Raw genomic sequence first — 19,245 nt, 5'->3', positions numbered from 1 at the left:
GAAACGATGGGCATTGTAGGCCAGCCTATAATCGAGTCCCGGCACACTATTGCAATCGACCATGGCCCAGCCCGACAACCTTTCCGAATTCGACCTGATCAAACAGTATTTCGTGCGCCAGCGCCCTGGCCGCGCCACCTTGGGCATCGGCGACGACTGCGCCCTGCTGACGCCCTCGCCAGGCAAGCAGATCGCGATTTCCTCGGACATGCTGGTGGAAGACCGGCATTTTTTTGCCGGCGCCGACCCGCGTAAACTCGGCCATAAAAGCCTGGCGGTGAATCTGTCGGACCTGGCCGCCATGGGCGCGCGCCCGGTGGCATTTACCCTGGCGCTGGCCTTGCCGCAAGCGAGCCGCGCCTGGCTGGCCGGCTTTGCCGAAGGCCTGTTTGCGCTGGCCGACGCCCATGATTGCGAACTGATCGGCGGCGACACCACCAAGGGGCCCTTGAACATCTGCATCACCGTGTTTGGCGAACTGGCGCCCGGCCAGGCGCTGCGCCGCAGCCGCGCCGTGGCTGGCGACGATATCTGGATCAGCGGCAGCGTCGGCGACGCGCGCCTGGCGCTGGCCGGCTACCGCATGGAACAATCCTTGTCCGCCGACCAGCTGGCCAGCGCGGCGGTGCGCATGCACACGCCCACGCCGCGCGTGGCGCTGGGCCGCGCCCTGGCCGAAGGCCAGCTGGCGCACGCCGCCATCGATATCTCGGACGGCCTGGTGGGCGATCTTGGCCATATCCTGAAAGCGTCGCAGGTGGGCGCCACGCTGGATGTCGACGCCCTGCCCGCCGGCCCCATCCTGGCGCTGCAGGAAACCGGTTTGCGCCGCCGCTACACGGCCGCCGGCGGCGACGATTACGAGCTGTGCTTCACGGCGCCCATTGCATCGCGCGCCGCCATCGCCGCGCTGGCCATCGCCTGCGGCACGCCAGCCACGCGCGTGGGCCACATCGAGGCCGGGCCCGGCTTGCGCCTGGTGGACGCCAGCGGCGCGGCGCTGGATCTGAAGCTCAGTTCGTTTGATCATTTCAGCGATTGAAATCGTATGCCGGGGATCCCTCTATGGTGCTGCCGATGCCGCTTCCATTGCAATATGACCGGCAAAAGAGGTAATGAAATTCTTTAAACTCGTCAGTTGCGAGAGATCCACATACGCACCTGTATTGATCGCCTCTTTTGGAGTGGCAATAACTGAGGCTGCAGTGTATAGCTGCTCCTGAACCAGACGTTGGCACAGGATATCGTATCGCTTCAAATATGATGCTCCCAGAAACTCTGGAAAAACCGAAAAATGCCGAGATTTGTCACTTACTGGCGAACGTGATTTGGGCGCATCCTCAACCACCATCAGCCAACCGACAAAAGGCTTGGGATGCTTGCCAAACGCATTTTCCCGATAAGCAGTCCAGATATCATGTGCCGTCCCTATCGCTTCTTCAGTCCGATTGTTAAAATTATTGCCAAATGAAGGGCCGACTTGACTCTTTAATTCAATCGCGGCGACAAGCCGATCATGGTGGATAACCAGCAAATCCCACTTCTTGGTAGGCCGAAAATAGCCGGGGAGCGTGACCAGGGAAGATCGCTGATGAACTTGCGCATCGGACAAACCGTTGGCCGCAACCAAATCCAGGATCAATGACACGAAGCCATCAAGATTTTTGCCACCGGTAACCCCAGCCCGTTCGCCCTGATCTTTTATACCGGCCTCGATTTGCTTTTGCCTGGCCTTCTCCCGATTGCCCCAAAACGCCATAATGGATTCAGCCGCCTTTTGTTGGTAATTTGCAAGGTCAAGAGCCATGGTTCTTTCGATTAATGTGCAAGAGCGTGTCGCTCCTGTTGGGTTAAAGAGTACAGATCCGCTGTCGCTTCATTGCATTCGTCTATGTCCAAGGCAGAGGCCGCGTTGATCAGGCGTTCTCTCATGGCAGGCGAGATACTGTCCCATATTGGCAGACGTATCCTGCGCAAATACTGCGCCTGGAATCGCAGATACCCACCCCTCATTTTCGTTGAGTAAGTAGAGATGAACAGACGCGTGATGCTGGAGAGCAGCACCGCTTGCAATGCTCTCAGGTCCCAGGTATCCGACACAATAAAGTACAAATTATGATGTGGATAAAGATTGCCGCTTTCAAATGCGACCTGGGCTTCGCCACGGATATCTGGAATCAACAGTTTGGGGCGCGAAGACAGCGATGGTGTGATGCGATCAATGGTCCTGTACCAGTTTTCGGGATTCTTTTTCGCCACATGCCTGCCCATGATCTGTTGCCGATGGCCTTCAAGATAACGGCGAAGTTTGGGGTACTTGGCGAGGTCGACCAGAGGCCCTTCATCGGTAAACGGATTAATGACACCATAGCCGCGCCAGACCACATGACCGCTTGCCAAGTCCTTCGCCATTGCCAAAGGCAACTTTCTATCCTCTTCAACATCCAATTCAGAAAATTGACCGATAAATGCCTTGTCTGCGCCAGTAGCAACGCCGATTCCTACCTTGCAACCAACCTCTTCAAGTATCGGATAGTCAGCTTCCAGTCGCTTGATGAGAAGAGTTTTAGCCGACAAATCAAGTATCCAAGGCGAGCTTCCCGACACGATGCCTGTAATCTCACGGATCAGTGTGTCCGCCAGTACTGGAGAATGAAAAGCGAGCGCCAATGTTCGCAAATAATCGTGATCAAGTTGGGGCCGATCGGCGACACGAGTGGGACCGGGACGGTTCCTTGAGATGACTGTAATAGCTGGATAGGCACTCACCTCTGAATGAAATGCATCGGCATCGACCATATCGATATACGCGCCCAGGTGGAATTGCTGCGATACCAGGTCTCGCAATGGCCCGCCATACTTGTTCTTCATCCATCGATCCGAGCAGATAAAACTCAATTGCCCTCGATCTTTCAACAGGTGAAGCGAGCGTTCGATGAATGGCACATACAAGTCAGCCCTGTCGTACAGTGTCGTGTAGCGGCGGCGGTATTCTTCCAGCAAAGGGGCAGGAATAAGCTCCTGCCGTACATAGGGTGGGTTGCCAACGATAAAATCAAACTCTGATGGTATATCTGCCAGTAAATAATCTCCCTGTACCAGCCAAACCCGAGCAATACGCTGTGCTTCGTCCAATGGAAAATGGGAGCGTATCAGCAAGGCGACCACCTTGTCTCGCGTGAGCATATAGCTGTCCGCATGCAGCTCGACCGCCTGGATACAATGATCAATCGAGCCAATTTGAACGCCTGACTGTTGGGCTCGCAAACGTGCGGCCAGCAGTCGCTCAATCGCCGGCAGAAGAAAATCGCCATCGCCAAAAGATGGCTCCAGCAGCGAAGCTTCGTGCAGATCGATATCCGCGGTATAACCGACCAGATCGAGAATAAAATCGACGACCACCCGCCGCGTAAAAATAGCGCCGCGTTCATCAGCATTACGGGGTGCGGCAGCATCATGGAATACCGCCGTCGCATCACCGAAACCAGACAGGGATAGCTGTTGCTGGGCATTTCTACGTTGTTTTACAAGTGTCATATAGGCTTGGCTTACCGGGCTATGCGTCCAGATAGACTGAGGGAAGCAAACAGCAATTTTAACAGTCCGACTGCTGGGCCACACTTGGTTTATCTCAGTTGCGAACGCCCCACCCCCGGCTGGTTGACCATCCAGTAATGCTGGAACGCCAGCCGGATGTTGTCGCGCAGCTCGGTGTCGTCCCACGGCTTGGTATAGAAGCGGTAGATGGCGCCGCGGTTGATGGAGTCGAGCACGGCTTCGAGTCCCGTGTAGCCGGACAGGATGATGCGTATGGTTTCCGGATACAGTTCCTTGACCTTGCTGAGGAATTCGGTGCCGCTCAGGCCCGGCATGCGCTGGTCGCAGACGATCACGTGCACGCGGTGCAGGGCCAGCAGCTCAAAGCCTTCGGCAGGGGTGCTGGCCGTCAGGATCTGATAGCCGTCGGGGCGGAACAGGCGATGCAGCGACGACAGCACATTGACGTCCTGGTCGACGATCAACAGGGTTTGCGCCGGTTGCGCGGCCGGGTCGTGGCCGGGCGGCAGGCCGGCGCCGGCGACGATGATCTGGCCCAGTTCCAGCGCCGGCAGGGCGCGGCTGAAATAAAAGCCCTGGATTTCGTCGCAGCGGTTGCGCCGCAGGTATTCCAGTTGCGGGCGCGATTCGACGCCCTCGGCCACCACGCTCAGTTTGAGGCTGTGCGCCATGCTGATGATGGCCAGCGCGATGGCGGCGTCGTTGGGGCTGCTGGTAATGTTGCGCACAAACGCGATATCGATTTTCAGCTTGTCGATCGGAAAGCGCTGCAGGTAGGCCAGGCTGGAATAACCGGTGCCGAAGTCGTCGATGGCCACCTTCACGCCGATCTTCTTGAGCTTGCCCAGCACGACGATGGTGCGTTCGGCATTCGACATCAGCGCCGTTTCCGTCAGTTCCAGTTCCAGCAGCTCGGCCGGCACCAGGTAGCGCGCCAGCGCGCGCGTCACTTCGGCTTCCAGGTCGCCTTCGGCAAACTGGCGGCTCGACACATTGACGGCCACCCGCACCGGCCCCACGCCCTCGTCGCGCCACTGCGCGATCTGGCGGCAGGCGGCCTGGATCACCCAGGCGCCCACGCGCCCGATCAGGCCGGTGTCTTCCAGCACCGGCACGAATTCGGCCGGCGCCACCAGGCCGTAGCCGGGACGGCGCCAGCGCAGCAGGGCTTCCACGCCGCTGATGCGGCCGGTGCGCAGGTCGACCTTGGGCTGGTAGTGCAGGATGAACTGCTCGTGCTCGAGCGCATGGCGCAGCGCCAGTTCCAGGTCCAGCCGCGCCAGTACCTGCACGTTCATGCCGGCCGTGAAAAAACGGTAGCCATCGCGCCCGGCCTGCTTGGCGCCGCCCATCGCCGTGTTGGCATATTTGATCAGGGTTTCCGGGTCCTGCGCGTCGTCGGGATACATGGCGATGCCGATGCTGGCCGTCAGGGTCGCCGCGTGGCCGCGCAGGTCGAACGGCGCGCGCAGGGTGTCGCGCACCTGGTTGGCCACCGCCACCGCGTCCTGCTGGTTGCGGCTCATGGTGAGAATCAGCGCGAACTCATCGTTGCCCAGGCGCCCGACCGTGTCGCGCAGGCGCACGCAGGCCACCAGGCGGTTGCTGAACTGGCGCAGCAATTCGTCGCCCAGGGCCGCACCGAGGGTGTCGTTGATGCTTTTAAAACGGTCCAGCGCGATGAACAGCACCACGATGCGCCACGATTTTTCCTGCGCCAGCTCGACCGCCTGCGCCAGGGTCTGGTAGAACAGGCCGCGGTTCGGCAGGCCCGTCAGGCTGTCGTAATGGGCCAGGTGCTTCAGGCGCTCCTGCACCTGGCGCCGCTCGCTGATATCGCGCGCCACGGCGATCAGCAGCGGCCCGCCGCCGGCGCCGCCATCGTCGCTGGCCTGTGCATGCCAGTACCATTTCAATTCGACTGGCACCAGGCTCAGATCGCGCCGTTGCAGCTCGCATTCGCCGGCCTCCAGCGCCAGTTGGGCGGGCGCATCAGGCGAACCGGACAGCGGCAAGGGCGGCGCCGGCAGCAGCACGCCGGGCGCCAGCGCCAGCAGTTCTTCGCGCGCAAAGCCCAGCAGGCGGCAGGCGCCATCGTTGACATCGACCAGCGCCATGCTGAACACGTCGACCAGGAAGATGGCGTCGCTGGCCGCATCCATCGCGCCGCGAAAACGCCGCAGCTCGGCCGTGCGCTGGCTGGCCAGGTTTTCCAGCCGGGCGCCATGATGGCGCGCGGCGCGGTGCAGCAACCGTACTTCAAGCAGGTTGCGGATGCGCGTCAGCACTTCGAGCGCATCGAAGGGCGTGCTGATGAAGTCGCGCGCGCCCGCCTCCAGCGCCGCCAGCCTGGCGCCGGGGTCGGCCGTGATCACCAGCACCGGCAGGTAGCCTTCGCGTTCCAGCGGGCGCAGCGCCTCCATCACCGCATAGCCGCTCATGGCCGGCATCACCAGGTCGAGAATGATCAGGTCGTACTGGTGGCGCTGGTGCAAGGCGGCCACGGCATGCGCATCGGCCGTGCTGGTGAGCGAGGTGTAGCCGCCGCTTTCCAGCAGGTGTTCCAGCAGGCGCAGATTGACTTCCTGGTCGTCGACGATCAGGATGCGCGCGCCATGGATATCGGCCTGGCTGATCATGCGCCCGCTCCCGGCTGGCGTTGCCTCGCAACATGGTCCGGCGCGCCGTGGACGGCGTGATTGAATGCGTCGACATCGAGCGGCTTGTTGTCTTCCACGTACAGCAAGGTCACCTCGTTCAACGGCTGGCCGGCAACGGCCGGCGCTGGCACGGCGTCGGCGGCGCGCAGCGCGATCCAGAAAGTGCTGCCGGCGCCCGGAAGGCTGGCCACGCCGATGCCGCCGTCCATCAGTTCCACCAGGCGCTTGGTGACCACCAGGCCGATGCCGCTGCCCTCCTGCGCGCCGCCCTCCTGCCCCAGGCGGTTGAACGGCTGGAACAGCAGCGCCTGCTGGGCGCTGTCGAGGCCCATGCCCGTATCGCGCACGCTGATGCGCACCCGCCCGTCCACCTGCAGCGCGCAATCGACGCTCACGCTACCCTGGTCGCGGTTGTACTTGATGGCGTTCGACAGCAGGTTCAGCAGGATCTGTCTCAGGCGCGTGCGGTCGGCCTGCACGCTGAGGCGGCAATCGTCGGCGAACGCCATGGTGATGCCGCGCCCGGCCGCCAGCGGCGCCGTCATGTGGCGGCACTCTTCGAGCAGCGGCCGCAGGGCCACCGGTTCGAGCGACAGGCTGAGCGTGCCCGATTCCACCTTGGCCAGGTCGAGGATTTCATTGATCAGTGTCAGCAGGTGGCGGCCCGCTTTCAGGATATGGCCGGCAAACTCCTTCTTTTGCTCCAGGGTCGACGGCAGGCGGTCGGAACCGAGGATTTGCGCGAAGCCGAGGATGGCGTTGAGCGGCGTGCGCAATTCATGGCTCATCGACGACACAAACGCCGACTTGGCCTGGTTGGCGCTGCGCGCCTCGTGCATCGCCAGCGCCAGTTCGCCATTCTTCAGCTCCAGCTGCAGCGTGCGTTCATGCACGCGCGCCTCGAGTTCCTGGTTCAGGCGCATTACCTCCTGCTGTGCCTGCGCGCGCTGTTCCGCCTCGCGCGCCAGTTCGCCATTCGAGCGTTCCAGCGCCTGCGTGCGCTGCTCGACCTCGGCCAGCAGCAGCCAGGCCATCAGCAGCGCCAGCACCGTCACGCCCAGCGCGATGGCCAGGTAGTCGGCGAACAGCTTGCGCTGTGCGCTGTGCACCTCATAAGCAAGGATGGCCGCGAGGGAAATGAACAGCGCCACCAGCGTGCCGAGCAGCACCATCGACATCAGTTTGTGACGAATCGAACGCAGCCTGATCATGTTGATGACAGCCAAGAAAAAGATGGTTGCGGTAAATCGCGCGCCAGTCGCCGACCGGCATCCCTGATCATGAGTGTACGCATATCCGCTGTCAAAGGGGAAACTTTCATATCGCGCGTGCGCCTTTTTCGGCACAGTGCGCTGTGCTACAGTCGGCACCTGCCCACCTTATTTCACACCCATGAACAACGATCTTTTTGACTTGGCCCGCGACGTCGGCCAGGCCCTGCATGCCAAGGGGCAACTGCTGGCCACGGCCGAATCGTGCACCGGCGGCGGCGTGGCCCAGGCGGTCACTGACATCGCCGGCTCCAGCGCCTGGTTCGAGCGCGGCTTCGTCACCTATACCAATCTGTCCAAGACCGAGATGCTGGGCGTGCCCGCGCAGTTGATCGCCGGCCACGGCGCCGTCAGCGAGGAAGTCGCCGCCGCCATGGCGCGCGGCGCGCTGGCCCACAGCGGCGCGCACGTCGCCGTGGCCACCACCGGCATTGCCGGCCCCGGCGGCGCCGTACCGGGCAAGCCGGTGGGCACGGTGTGTTTCGGCTGGGCCAGCGCCGGCGCCGTGCAGACGGAACGCCAGGCATTTGCCGGCGACCGCCAGGCCGTGCGCGAGCAGGCGGTGGCGCATGCCTTGCGGGGCTTGCTGAAATTTACGGCGTAGTCCTGGCGATCATGGAACGGTCGCGGCCGGCCTGCTTGGCCGCGTACAGGGCGCTGTCGGCGCGCAGCAGCAACTCGTGGCGGCCGGCGCCGTGCAGCGGGTATTCGGCGATGCCGGCCGAAAAAGTGCAGCCGGACAAGCTATGCGGCGCCTGCTTGATCAGCAACTGGCGGTAGCGCGCGGCAATATCGTCGACCTTGTGCGCCGCCACCAGGCTGTCGGCCTGGCGCAGCAGCAAACAGAATTCCTCGCCGCCGTAGCGGCACACCATGTCGCTGCCGCGCAACTGGCCTTCGACCAGGCGCGCAAACTGGATCAGCACTTCGTCGCCGAAGTTGTGGCCGTAGGTATCGTTGATGCGCTTGAAGAAATCGAGGTCGATGATGATGATGGCTACCGGTTCATCGCCATTGGCCTCGTGCAGGATGGCGTTCAGGCAGCTTTCGAAATGGCGCCGGTTGTACAAGCCCGTCAGGTGGTCGCGCATGGCCTGTTCCTTCAGGCTGTCCTGCAGCGAGTTGACATGCATGATCTGGTGCGCCAGTTCGCGGTTCAGATGCTCGAGCTTGACGTTTTCCGATTCGCGCGCGGCCTGCAGTTCCAGCGCCTTGTCACGCTCGGCCTTCAGGTTGCGCATCTCTTTTTCCAGGTTGCGCATCAGCACGCGCGAGGCCCGCGCGGAACGGCTGCTCGCTTCGAAGGCGGCGTGATACTGCTGCAGGAAACCATACGCGTCCTGCCAGTTGCCAAGCCGGGCATTGATGTCGGACAGGCCGCGCAGGATCTGCTGCTGGTGAAACGGATTGCGTGTCCAGCTGAGCAGGCTGTGTGCCTGCGTCAATGACACCAGCGCGGTGGCCGGGTCGCCCGCGTGCAAGTCGAGCTTGCCGCGCACCAGCCACACATGCATCTGCTCCTCCAGGTCCTGCGCCTGCTTCGCGTATTGCTCGGCGCGCTGCAATAATTCCAGCGCCGTTTCCGGTTGCTGCAGCGAAATGGCGGCATGGGCGGCGATGCAAAACAAAAAGGCGCGGATCGCCAGGTCGTCTTCGGGCCACTCATAAAACGGTTCGACCAGGGCCAGCGCCTCGGCCGGCTTGCCGGTGGCCAGCAAACACATGGCCAGGTTGGCCGAGACGATGGTGTGCTGGTATTTGAGCTTTTGCGTGCCGATGATGTCGAGCGCCTCGTACAGCAAGGGAATCGCATCTTCGTCATTGCCCAGGTCATGTTGCGACGAGGCCAGGTTCGACAGGCTGTTAACGCGGTGCGCGGGCGTGCCGAAGCGCTCGGCGATATCGAGCGCCAGCAAAAAGTTGCGCGGCCCCTCCTGCGTGTCGCCACGGTTCAGGGCGTCGACGCCCAGGCGCGCATACAGCATGAATTTATGCAGGGAATCGGGAATCTGCGCGGCGAGCTTGCGTGCCAGAAAGAAAAACTGTTCCGCTTCTGCAAATTCCCCGCGCCGGCTGGCGTAGGCGCCCTGCAGCGCGGCCACTTCCATGCTGCCTTCGAGGTCATAGCACTGGTGAAAATACTGCTGCAGCGCGGCGCTGGACGGTTCGGCTTCACTGCCGTAATAGGCCAGCCAGCACTGATTCAGTTCCGCATACGCATGGCCGCGCGGATACTGCTGGCGCTCGGCGGCGGCCAGCGCCAGTTGCGTCAGGCGCCTGGCCTGGCGGCGGTTGCCCACCACGCAAGACAGGCCCTGCAAATTGAGACGGTCAATATCGGTTTTATCGAGGCTGGATAGCGGCACGGCAACCTTTTCACACTCTGGGGTGGATTTTTCATACAAAAATTGCTTTGTATCAATGGTATTCTTCCCCTTTATCATAACCAGATTTCCTGGTGCACATGGTATCTTTGCAAAGGGTTGTGGTAAAAACGCCAGTGCGCGCTGCTTGCCGGCATGGCCCGGGGGTGGTTGCCTGCGGAACAAAAAACAACTATTCTCAACAATCGCCAGCCGCCACTCCGTCCATGACCCTGTCTTCCCCGCTGTCCTGCCCGTTTACCGCCTGCCTGCCCTTGCTGCTGTTATGGGGCTGTGCCGGCGCGCCGTCCGCCCCCGCCACGGCGCCCGCCTACCTGGCCGGCCCGGCCTACACCGTCTATGCGGCAGGCGATATCGCCGATTGCCGCCAGCGCGGCTGGCAATACACGGGCGCGGCGCTGACGGCCGAACTGATCGCCGGTGAACTGGCCGGCAAGCCGGAAGCAGCCGTGCTGAGCCTGGGCGACCATACCTATCCGGTGGGCCTGGCGGCGGAATTTCGCGATTGCTATGCCCCTACCTGGGGCCGCTTCAAGGAACGTACCTACCCCACGCCGGGCAACCATGAGTACTATGGCTCGAAGGCGGCCAGCGGCTACTTCGACTATTTCGGCCGGCCCGACTATTACAGTTTTCAATTGGGCAGCTGGCATGTGATCTCGCTCAACAGCCATTTGCCGGCCGCGCGGCTGGACGAGCAGCTGGCCTGGCTGAAGGACGACTTGGCCCGCCACCCCACGCGCTGCACCCTGGCCTACTGGCATGCGCCTTTGTACAGCTCGGGCGGCCACCGCGCGCCCAAGACCATGCAACCGGCCTGGCAGGCGCTGCACGAGGCGGGCGCCGAACTGGTGCTGTCGGGCCACGACCACGATTACGAGCGCTTCGCGCCGCAGGACGCCAGCGGCAACGTCGACCAGGCACGCGGCCTGCGCCAGTTCGTGATCGGCACCGGCGGCGCCTTTCTGACGCCCTTCTTTTATTTCATGCCGCACAGCGAAGTGCGCGACAACAGCAGCCATGGCGTGCTCAGGCTGCGCCTGCACGAGGCCGGCTACAGCTGGCAATACCTGGCCGTGCCGGACGACGGCACAGTCGCCCGGCCGGCGCCCGACAGCGGCGCGGCGCCCTGCCATTGATCTTTTCACTTATTACAGACCCAAATCACCTGGAGTAGTCGCAATGCAAAACACGGTACATTTCATCCTGCAGGGCAAAGGCGGCATCGGCAAGACGCTGGTGTCGACCCTGCTGGCGCAATGGATGGGCGGCAAGGACGACACCCCGCTGCGCTGCTATGACACCGACCAGGAAAACGCCACCTTTTCGCGCTACAAGGCGATGAACGTCAAGCATGTGCCGGTGATGACGGAAGGACGCATGATCGATCCGAAGCGTTTTGACGCGCTGATGATCGACATCCTGGAAGCCGACGGCAACTGCGTGGTCGACAACGGCGCCAATACCTTTTCGCCGCTGATGGGCTACCTGCTGGAAAACGACTGCTTCGCACTGCTGGAAGAGTCGGGCCGCAAGGTGTATATCCACACCATCGTCGGCGGCGGCGACACCCTGCACGACACGGCCACCGGCTTTGTCGCCACGGCCCAGTCGACCAAGGTGCCGCTGGTGCTGTGGCAGAACGAACACTTCGGCCTGCTGCAATCGGCGTCGGGCAAGCAGTTCATGGAATCGCAGTCGTATGCCGACCATCGCGCGCGTGTCAAAGGCAGTATCACCTTGTCGCAACGCAATCCGGACACCTTTGGCGCCGACGTGAAAAAGATGAACACGGCGCGCCTGACGATGCAGGAAGTGCTGCAGAACGACAAGTTCAACATCATGGAAAAACAGCGCATCAAGGTGGTCTACCGCGATATTTTCGAACAACTCGACAAGGTGCAATGGTAGTGGACCAACACAAACTGCGCAGCCATGTGTTCGACAAGACCGGCATCAAGATCGATACCGACGACCCGATTTTCGCCCTGGTCGCACTGAACGAAGCGGTGCTGGCCGAGACCATCGAACGCCAGCTGGCGATACTCAATGCCGCCACCGACGCGCTGGCGGCGCAGGCCTGTGCGGCGGGCGGCCTGCCGCCGCTGGTCAAGCCTGCGATACCAGCAGCACCGGCGCCGGCGCCGGCGCCCCATGCCAGCGGATGGACGCCGCGCGAATGGCGCCTGCTGGGCGCGGCCGCCATCGTCTCGCTGGCCTCGTCGCTGCTGGTGCTCGGTGGTGCCGCGCTGCTGTGGCGCTGACCCGACAATTCCTTACAACCCTCAACTGGAAGCACGCATGAAACCGATCAAACTGCTGGCCATACCCGCCCTGATGCTGTCGCTGTACGGCGCCCCGCTATCGCTCGGCCACGCGGCCGAAGCCGCCGTGGCCGCGCCCACCGGCGCCACCGCCGTGCCGAACATTGCCTACGAAAAATACACGCTGCCCAACGGCCTGGAAGTGATCCTGGTCGAAGACCATAAATTGCCCGTCACCGCCGTCAATATCTGGTACCACGTGGGACCGGCCAATGAAGCGCCGGGCCTGACCGGTTTTGCCCATTTGTTCGAACACATGATGTTCGCCGCCACCAAGCACGTGCCGCGCGGCCTGGCCGACCAGCTGCTCGAAGGCGCGGGCGCCACCGATTCGAACGGCAGCACCGATTTCGACCGCACCAATTATTTCGACACGGTACCGTCGAACCAGCTGGAACTGGCGCTGTGGACCCATTCCGACCGCATGGGCTACCTGCTCGACGTGCTGGACCAGACGGCGCTGACCAACCAGCAGGACGTAGTGCGCAACGAGCGCCGCCAGAGCGTGGAAAACGCCCCGTACGGCATCGTGCAGGAAGCGCTGTTCCACCAGCTGTTTCCAAAGAACCACCCGTACTACGCCAGCGTGATCGGCTCGCACGCCGACATCCAGAACGCCAAGCTGGACGACATCAAGGAATTCTTTACCAAATACTATGGCCCGAACAACGCCAGCCTGGTGATCGCCGGCGATATCGACAAGGCGAAAACGAAGGAGCTGGTCAACAAATACTTCGGCAGCTTCAAGAGCGGCCCGGCGGTGGAAAAACCGAACGTGGTCACGCCGGCGATTACAGAAGAGCGCCGGGTGGTGGTGCAGGACCGGGTCGAATTGCCACGCGTCTATTTCGGCTGGCTGACGCCTTCGGCTTACACGAAAGACGATGCGGAACTGAAGATTGCCGCGCAGATCCTGGCCGGCGGCAAATCGAGCCGCCTGTATAAATCGCTGGTATATGACAAGCAGATCGCCCAGGACGTGGGCGCCGACCAGGGTTCGGCCGCGTTGACCTCGATGTTTACCATCGACGCCACCGCCCGCCCCGGCCACAAGCCGGAGGAAATCGAGCAGGCGCTGAACGCGGAACTGGAAAAGCTGCGCGCGGAAGGTCCGACCGAGAAGGAAATCGAGCGCGCCCGCAACGGCATCGAGACCATCATGCTGAGCCAGGTGGAAAAAGTGGGCGGCCGCGGCGTGGCCAACCTGCTCAACGAATACAACCAGTACACGGGCGACCCCGGCTACCTGGCGAAAGATATCGAACGCTACCGGCAAGTGACGGTGGCCGGCGTGCAGCGCGCGGTCGACACCTACCTGAAAACCCAGGCGCGCGTGGTGGTGTATGGCGTGCCCGGCAAGCCCGACCTGGGACCGGAAGTGGCGACACCCGCAGCGGGCAAGGTCAAGGCCCAGCCCGGCACGGCCATCAATGCCGACGAGCCATGGCGCAACAAGGTACCGGGCGCCGGTCCGGCACCGGCGATCAAGCTGCCGCAAGGCAAATCGTTCACCCTGGCCAACGGCCTGACCGTGATCCACAACTACAACCCGGCGGTGCCGCTGGTCGCCAGCCAGCTGGTGGTGAAAAGCGGCTCGGGCGCCAATCCGCTGGCCCAGCCCGGCCTGTCGAGCTTTACGGCGCAGTTGCTGCAGGAAGGCACGGCCACCCGCAGCGCGCCGCAGATCGCCGATGAAGTGGCGCAACTGGGCGCCTTCCTCGGCACCGGTTCCGGCGCCGACAGTTCGTTCGCGCAGATGACGTCCTTGAAAAGCACCTTCCCGCAGGCGCTGGACCTGCTGGCCGACGTGGTGCAGCACCCGCAGTTCCCGCAAGAGGAAGTGGAACGCCAGCGCGCCAGCCGCATCGGCAACCTGGCGCAGCAGCGCGAAAACGCCGGCTTTGTCGCCGCCCGCGTGGAGGCGGCCGCCCTGTACGGTCCGAAGCACCCGTACGGCTATATCCAGCTGGGCACGGAAGCGGCCCTGAAAGCCACCACCCGCGCCGACCTGCAGCGTTTCTGGCAGCAGCATTATGTACCGAACAATGCGGCGCTGATCGTCTCGGGCGATATCACGGAAAGCGAACTGAAAGCGCTGGCCGAAGCCAGGTTCGGCGCCTGGAAAGCCGGCGAAGTGGCGCCATCGGTGGCGGCCCAGCCTGTCACCAGCAAGGCCAGGCTGATCCTGGTCGACAAGCCGGGCGCGCCGCAGACGGCGCTGCGCCTGTCGAACATCGCGGTCGACCGCAAGACGCCCGACTACGCACCGCTGCAAGTGATGAACGCGGCCCTGGGCGGCTTGTTCACCAGCCGCCTGAACACGAACTTGCGTGAAGAAAAGGGATACACCTACGGCGTGCGCTCACAGTTCCAGTACCGCAGCCTGCCCGGCCCGTTCGCGATCGCCGCCAGCGTGCGCACCGACGTGACGGGCGCGGCCGTGTCGGAGACGGTGAAGGAATTGCGCGCCATGATCGCCAAGCCCTTGTCCGCCAAGGAGCTGTCGAACGCGCGCAATTCGCAGGTGCTGTCCCTGCCGGGCCAGTTCGACACCAACGCCAGCGTCAGCGCCAGCATGGCCAACACCTATGTCTACAACCTGGGACTGGACTACTACACCCTGCTGCCGCAGCGCTTTGCCAGCGTGACGGACAAGCAGGTGCAGCAGGTGGCAAGGAAATACCTGCAGCCTGAAAAGCTGATCGTGATCGGCGTGGGCGACCAAACAAAAATAGCGCCGCAACTGTCCAAGCTGAAACTGGCGCCGGTGGAAGTGCGCGACGCGGAAGGGAACGTCAAATAAGGCTTAGCGTCGCTTGAACAAAGCGACGTTATCGACGATCGCCGCCACGGCCACCCCGGCCGTGTAGGCGATCAGGTCAGCCCAGCCGAAGAAGGAACCGAGCACCAGGTGGCCCAGGGTGTGGCTGCGCAGCTCGACGATCCATGGCGCCTGGTAGAGCTGGCTGAACTCGACCGCAAAGCAGACCAGCAAGGCCCACAGCGCCAGCTGCCAGGTACGTATGCGGGTGGCAACGATGCCCAGACCAAACACGATCATCATGGCCCACAGGGCGTCGCCCGGATACTTGCCGAGCGCGTCGGGCAGCGATTGGGGAAAGGCGCGCGAGGCCAGGCCCAGCGCAATGACCACCACGGTGGCAGCAAGCTGCAACAGGCGGCGGCGTTCAGGTTTTACCAGGAACATATTTCCATTCAAGACAGGTGACGGGCCGCACCAATGCGGCCTGTGCCGTATTGTACTGCGCAGCAACACGCAACTGGCGGCTATCTGGGCGACAAGCTGACATTCTCGGCCAGGAAATCAAGCACGGCGCGCACGCGCAGCGGCACATGGCCGCCTTGCCCCACATACACGGCGTGCACTTCTTCGCTGTCACCGGGATTGCACGCTTCCAGCACCGCCCGCAGGCGGCCGGCGGCCAGGTCGTCGCGCACCTGGAAGGCCGCCAGGCGCGCCAGGCCGACGCCGGCCAGCGCCAGCTGGCGCAAGGCCTCGCCATCGCTGGCCTGCACATTGCCCAGCACCGGCACGATGAATTCGCCGCCGTCGTGGCGCAACGGCCAGCCGGTATTGGTGCGCGCGTAATTGGCGTCGAGCAGGTTATGACCGGCCAGCTCGCCTGGCGTGGCCGGCATGCCGCAGCGCGCCAGGTAGGCGGGCGAGGCGACGATCACCATCGGCGTCTGGCCCAGCTTGCGCGCCATCAGGTTCGAGCTTTTCAGGGGGCCGGCGCGCACGGCCACGTCGGTGCGTTGCTCGAGGATATCGACCACGGCATCGGTCAGCACGATGTCGAGCGTCACGCCAGGATAGCGCGCCAGAAACGCCGGCGCCAGCGGCAGCAAAAAATGGTGGCCGAACGGCACATTGGCATTGATGCGCACGCGGCCGCGCGGCGTGTCCTGCACGCCGGCGCAGCGCTCGGCCTCGTCCAGCGCCGCCAGCACCCGCACGCCCCGCTCATACAGGCCGCAGCCTTCGGCCGTCAGCTGCAGCTGGCGCGTGGAACGGTTCAGCAAGCGCGCGCCCAGGCGCTGCTCCAGGCGCGACACCAGTTTGCTGACGGCCGACGGCGTCATGCCGCAGGCGCGCGCGGCCGCCGAGAAACCGCCCAGTTCGATCACGCGCACGAATACTTCCAGCTCGCCCGAACGGTTGACATCGAGTCTTCCCATGTGAATTCAACTCATAAATGTTCTTCGTTCACATAGTCTAGTGCATGAATGGAAGTGAGGCCATCATCGAGTCTTTCCATCAAGGTAGCCTTCCACCATGACACTGTACGCCGCCCTTTCCGCCCTGCTGCTGGCCACCGCCCCCGCTGCCGGCGCCGACACCGCCTGGCTGGCCAGCTGGAGCGCCAGCCCGCAAGCCGTCTGGAGCAACGACTTCATCCTGCCTGCCAATGTACCGGCCCGCCTGCACGACCAGACCGTGCGCCAGGTGGCGCGCGTCAGCGTGGGCGGCCAGCGCGTACGCATCGTGCTGTCGAACGCCTATGGCGCCACGCCGTTGACGATAGGCGCGGCCACCCTGGCGCTGGCGGCGGAAGGATACGCCATCGTGCCGGGCAGCTTGCGCGCCGTCACCTTTGGCGGGCACAGTGGCGCCACCATCGCCCCCGGTGCGCCGCTGCTCAGCGACCCGGTCACGCTCGGCGTGCCCGACCTGGCGCGCCTGGCGGTCAGCATCCATCTGCCGCAGGACACGGCGATCACCACCTTTCACTGGGATGGCCGCGAGACGGCCTGGATCGCGCCGGGCGACCAAAGTGGCGCCGGCAAGATCGATGTAACACGGTCCATCACCACCACGGCGCGCCTGTTGCTGAGCAGCATACAGGTGGAGGCCACTGCGGCCACGCAGGCGGTGGCGGTGCTCGGCGACTCGATCACCGATGGCGCCGGCGCCAGCCTGGGGCGCGATACGCGCTGGCCCGACGTGCTGGCCGAACGGCTGGCGCCGCATGGCGTAGCGGTCATCAATGCCGGTATCTCCGGTGCGCGCCTGCTGGCCGACGGCATGGGCAGCAATGCGCTGGCGCGGCTTGAACGCGATGTGCTGGGCCAGCCCGGCGTGCGCACGGTGATTGTTGCTCTGGGTATCAATGACATCAGCTGGCCCGGCACGGCCTTCGATCCGCATGGCCGGCGGCCGACGCTGGAAGCATTGACGGCAGGCTACCGCCAGTTGACCGCGCAGGCGCGCAGCCGTGGCGTGCGCGTGATCGTCGCGACCTTGACGCCCTTCGAAGGCGCCCTGCCCGGCACGCCGCTGGCCGATTATTACCAACCAGAAAAAGAAGCGCTGCGCCAGCGGCTCAATGCGTGGATACGCGGCAACGCCAGCTTTGACGCCGTGCTCGATGGCGACGCGCTGCTGCGCGACCCGGCGCATCCGCGTCGGCTGCTGCCGGTGTACGACTCGGGCGACCATCTGCACCCGGGCGACGCCGGCAACCGCGCGCTGGCCGAGGCGGTCGACCTGCGCGTGTTGATAGCTGAGCCTTAGTCGCCCAGCCCCGCATACAGTGCCGTGCTCAGATAGCGCTCGCCGAACGACGGGATGATGGTGACGATGGTCTTGTCGGCGTTTTCCGGGCGCTGCGCAACCTGCAAGGCGGCCCACAGGGCGGCGCCCGACGAGATACCGACCAGCAAGCCTTCATCGCTGGCGGCCAGGCGCGCGGTGGCGAACGCATCGTCGTTCTTGACGCAGATGACTTCGTCATAGATGGCGGTATTCAGTATCTGCGGCACAAAGCCGGCGCCGATGCCCTGGATCGGGTGCGGTCCCTTGGTGCCTTTCGACAGCATCGGTGACGCTTCCGGCTCCACCGCGATGATCTGCACGCCAGGCTTGCGTTCCTTCAGCACTTCACCAATGCCGGTAATCGTGCCGCCGGTGCCGACGCCGGCGATGACGATATCGACCTGGCCATCGGTATCGCGCCAGATTTCCTCGGCCGTGGTCTGGCGGTGGATGGCGGGATTGGCGGGGTTATTGAATTGCTGCAGCATCAGATAGCGCGGATCGGCGGCCACCAGTTCTTCGGCCTTGCGGATGGCGCCCAGCATGCCTTCGCTACCTGGCGTCAATACCAGTTCGGCGCCGTAGGCACGCAGCAGGATGCGCCGTTCGCGGCTCATGGTGTCGGGCATGACCAGGGTGCAGCGGTAGCCGCGCGCGGCGCAGACCATCGCCAGCGCGATGCCGGTATTGCCGCTGGTGGGCTCGACGATGACGGTGTCGGGATGGATCAGGCCGGCGCTTTCGGCGGCCGCGACCATGGCCAGGCCGATACGGTCCTTGACGCTGTGGGCGGGATTGTAGAATTCGAGTTTGGCCAGGATGGTGGCCACACTGCCGGCGGCGATGCGGTTGATGCGCACCAGCGGTGTATTGCCGATCAGTTCGGTGACGTCGTTGGCGATCTTCATGGGGGAGTCTCCACGGTTGCAGGAAGCCCCAGTCTACCGCCTTTGACAGCAACGCGCGAGGGCGTTGCTGTCAAATAATCAATTACTTAATATCAAGCAATTCGACATCGAAGATCAATGCCGAGTTCGGTGGAATGTCGCCATTGCCGGCGCCGCGCGGGCCGTAAGCCAACTCGCCAGGAATGATCAGGGTGCGCTTGCCGCCCACTTTCATGCCGGCCACGCCCTGGTCCCAGCCCTTGATGACCATGCCCTTGCCCAGCGGGAAGTCAAACGGGCCACGGCCGACCGAGCTGTCGAACTGCTTGCCGCGCGAGTTTTTCGCCAGCGGACGGTAGAGCCAGCCCGTGTAATGCACGCTGACGGTATTGCCGGCCGTTGCTTCCTTGCCGGCGCCAACCTTGTTGTCGATAATGATCAGCTTGTCGGCCGCAGGGCCTGGGCTCATCGATACGGCCGACGCCGGTACGGGAGCGGGGACTTGCGCCTGCGCCAGCGACGCGGCGACGGAGCAGATCAGGGCAAACAATACGGAGCTACGCGTCATGATGGTTACTTTCCTTGAGTTTCAATGAGATTTCAG

At 63.4% G+C, this 19,245-nt stretch carries 16 protein-coding genes; 7 read left to right on the top strand and 9 right to left on the bottom strand.

The window, feature by feature from the left end:
* The first annotated feature begins 61 nt into the window (after positions 1-61).
* Positions 62-1,042: a thiamine-phosphate kinase gene (gene thiL, locus Q8L25_RS07410; protein ID WP_308924245.1), complete on the top strand. Its 981-nt coding sequence runs from the start codon at positions 62-64 to the stop codon at positions 1,040-1,042.
* 21 nt (positions 1,043-1,063) lie between these two features.
* On the opposite strand, the gene Q8L25_RS07405 is transcribed toward thiL, so the two are convergent.
* The 4 genes from Q8L25_RS07405 to Q8L25_RS07390 form a co-directional block, all read right to left on the bottom strand.
* The gene (locus Q8L25_RS07405) at positions 1,064-1,807 is read right to left on the bottom strand and encodes a PaeR7I family type II restriction endonuclease (protein WP_308924244.1); all 744 of its coding nucleotides are present in this window, start codon (positions 1,805-1,807) and stop codon (positions 1,064-1,066) included.
* Between the two features lie 11 nt (positions 1,808-1,818).
* Complete coding sequence (locus tag Q8L25_RS07400; RefSeq protein ID WP_308924243.1) at positions 1,819-3,537, bottom strand: Eco57I restriction-modification methylase domain-containing protein; 1,719 nt, start codon at positions 3,535-3,537, stop codon at positions 1,819-1,821.
* Between the two features lie 89 nt (positions 3,538-3,626).
* The gene (locus tag Q8L25_RS07395; RefSeq protein WP_308924242.1) at positions 3,627-6,197 is read right to left on the bottom strand and encodes an EAL domain-containing protein; all 2,571 of its coding nucleotides are present in this window, start codon (positions 6,195-6,197) and stop codon (positions 3,627-3,629) included.
* The gene (locus Q8L25_RS07390) at positions 6,194-7,429 is read right to left on the bottom strand and encodes an ATP-binding protein (protein ID WP_308924241.1); all 1,236 of its coding nucleotides are present in this window, start codon (positions 7,427-7,429) and stop codon (positions 6,194-6,196) included. Before Q8L25_RS07390 ends, Q8L25_RS07395 begins: the two co-directional genes overlap by 4 nt.
* Before the next feature lie 181 nt (positions 7,430-7,610).
* Between Q8L25_RS07390 and Q8L25_RS07385 the strand changes: the two genes are divergently transcribed.
* Positions 7,611-8,093: a CinA family protein gene (locus Q8L25_RS07385; RefSeq protein ID WP_308924240.1), complete on the top strand. Its 483-nt coding sequence runs from the start codon at positions 7,611-7,613 to the stop codon at positions 8,091-8,093.
* Here Q8L25_RS07385 and Q8L25_RS07380 read toward each other — a convergent pair.
* On the bottom strand, positions 8,083-9,855 hold the full coding sequence (locus Q8L25_RS07380) for a diguanylate cyclase (protein WP_308924239.1): 1,773 nt from the start codon (positions 9,853-9,855) through the stop codon (positions 8,083-8,085). The two genes, Q8L25_RS07385 and Q8L25_RS07380, sit on opposite strands and share 11 nt — an antisense overlap.
* 224 nt (positions 9,856-10,079) lie before the next feature.
* Here Q8L25_RS07380 and Q8L25_RS07375 point away from each other — a divergent pair, with 224 nt between their 5' ends.
* Genes Q8L25_RS07375 through Q8L25_RS07360 form a run of 4 tightly spaced genes read left to right on the top strand, consistent with a single transcriptional unit; the run spans position 10,080 to position 15,000 of the window.
* A complete protein-coding gene (locus Q8L25_RS07375) occupies positions 10,080-11,012 on the top strand; it encodes a metallophosphoesterase (RefSeq protein ID WP_308924238.1) in 933 nt (310 codons plus the stop codon).
* Positions 11,013-11,055: 43 nt separating this feature from the next.
* On the top strand, positions 11,056-11,784 hold the full coding sequence (locus tag Q8L25_RS07370; protein ID WP_308924237.1) for a hypothetical protein: 729 nt from the start codon (positions 11,056-11,058) through the stop codon (positions 11,782-11,784).
* Complete coding sequence (locus tag Q8L25_RS07365; RefSeq protein ID WP_308924236.1) at positions 11,784-12,137, top strand: hypothetical protein; 354 nt, start codon at positions 11,784-11,786, stop codon at positions 12,135-12,137. Before Q8L25_RS07370 ends, Q8L25_RS07365 begins: the two co-directional genes overlap by 1 nt.
* A 37-nt stretch (positions 12,138-12,174) precedes the next feature.
* A complete protein-coding gene (locus Q8L25_RS07360; RefSeq protein ID WP_308924235.1) occupies positions 12,175-15,000 on the top strand; it encodes a pitrilysin family protein in 2,826 nt (941 codons plus the stop codon).
* Between the two features lie 3 nt (positions 15,001-15,003).
* On the opposite strand, the gene Q8L25_RS07355 is transcribed toward Q8L25_RS07360, so the two are convergent.
* Positions 15,004-15,405 (bottom strand): DUF2809 domain-containing protein, encoded by a 402-nt coding sequence (locus Q8L25_RS07355; protein ID WP_308924234.1) that lies wholly within the window; start codon positions 15,403-15,405, stop codon positions 15,004-15,006.
* A gap of 80 nt (positions 15,406-15,485) precedes the next feature.
* A complete protein-coding gene (locus Q8L25_RS07350) occupies positions 15,486-16,397 on the bottom strand; it encodes a LysR family transcriptional regulator (RefSeq protein ID WP_308924233.1) in 912 nt (303 codons plus the stop codon).
* Between the two features lie 97 nt (positions 16,398-16,494).
* Here Q8L25_RS07350 and Q8L25_RS07345 point away from each other — a divergent pair, with 97 nt between their 5' ends.
* On the top strand, positions 16,495-17,733 hold the full coding sequence (locus Q8L25_RS07345; protein ID WP_308924232.1) for an SGNH/GDSL hydrolase family protein: 1,239 nt from the start codon (positions 16,495-16,497) through the stop codon (positions 17,731-17,733).
* Here the strand turns inward: Q8L25_RS07345 and cysK are convergent.
* Entirely contained in the window at positions 17,730-18,662 is a 933-nt protein-coding gene (gene cysK, locus Q8L25_RS07340) for a cysteine synthase A (protein ID WP_308924231.1), read from the bottom strand. The genes Q8L25_RS07345 and cysK overlap by 4 nt on opposite strands.
* 82 nt (positions 18,663-18,744) lie before the next feature.
* Positions 18,745-19,209 carry an FKBP-type peptidyl-prolyl cis-trans isomerase gene (locus Q8L25_RS07335; protein ID WP_308924230.1) on the bottom strand — a complete coding sequence of 155 codons (465 nt, stop codon included), beginning with the start codon at positions 19,207-19,209 and terminating at the stop codon, positions 18,745-18,747.
* Positions 19,210-19,245 lie beyond the last annotated feature (36 nt).

Origin of the sequence: Janthinobacterium sp. J1-1 (assembly GCF_030944405.1) — a bacterium.
Classification (GTDB): Bacteria; Pseudomonadota; Gammaproteobacteria; order Burkholderiales; family Burkholderiaceae_D; genus Janthinobacterium.
The sequence above is the reverse complement of the archived record's forward strand: the minus strand, read 5'-3'. Positions and strand labels throughout refer to the sequence as shown.